The 582-nt window shown below is 63.9% G+C and carries 1 protein-coding gene; it reads right to left on the bottom strand.

What is annotated here, in order from left to right; genetic code table 11:
• Positions 1-582 (bottom strand): serine hydrolase domain-containing protein (locus tag XAXN_RS19430; protein ID WP_134984933.1); only part of this gene is annotated, 582 nt, incomplete at both ends.

Raw genomic sequence — 582 nt, 5'->3', positions numbered from 1 at the left:
GACCAGGTCAGCGGCACCACCGTTCGCAGCTCGCTGAAGTCGTATTTGGCATGCCCGACTGCCGCCTGATCGCCGGGCTGCAGATGGTCGGCATTGAAACGCGTGCCGCGCATGCCCACCGGGTCGAAGATGCGTTGCTGCAGAAATGCCGCGTAACTCTGCCCGGATACCTGCTCGATCACCTTCTGGGCGACTGCGTACAGGATGTTGTCGTACGCATAGCGGTCGCGAAAGCCGCCCTTCAGCGGCACCTGGGCCAGGCGCTGCACGACCTCGTCGATGGTGTAGCTGGTGCTGGGCCAGAACAATAAATCGCCAGCGCCCAGGCTCAGGCCGCTGCGGTGCGCCAGCAGATCGCGGATGCGCATTTGCCCGCTCACATACGGGTCGGACATGCGAAACCACGGCAGATGGTCGATGACCTTGTCATCGAGCGAGAGCTTGCCTTCGTCGGCCAAAATCGACAGCGAAGCGGCAGTGAACGCCTTGGTGTTGGAGGCAATGGCAAACAACGTGTCGGCCTGCACCGGCGCGGGCTTGCCGGTCTCGCGCACGCCGTAGCCGCGCTCCAGCACCACCTGG

The sequence above is a fragment of the Xanthomonas axonopodis genome (assembly GCF_001304695.1).
GTDB lineage: Bacteria > Pseudomonadota > Gammaproteobacteria > Xanthomonadales > Xanthomonadaceae > Xanthomonas > Xanthomonas axonopodis.
Note: the sequence above shows the minus strand (reverse complement) of the source record. Positions and strands in the feature narration are given on the sequence as shown.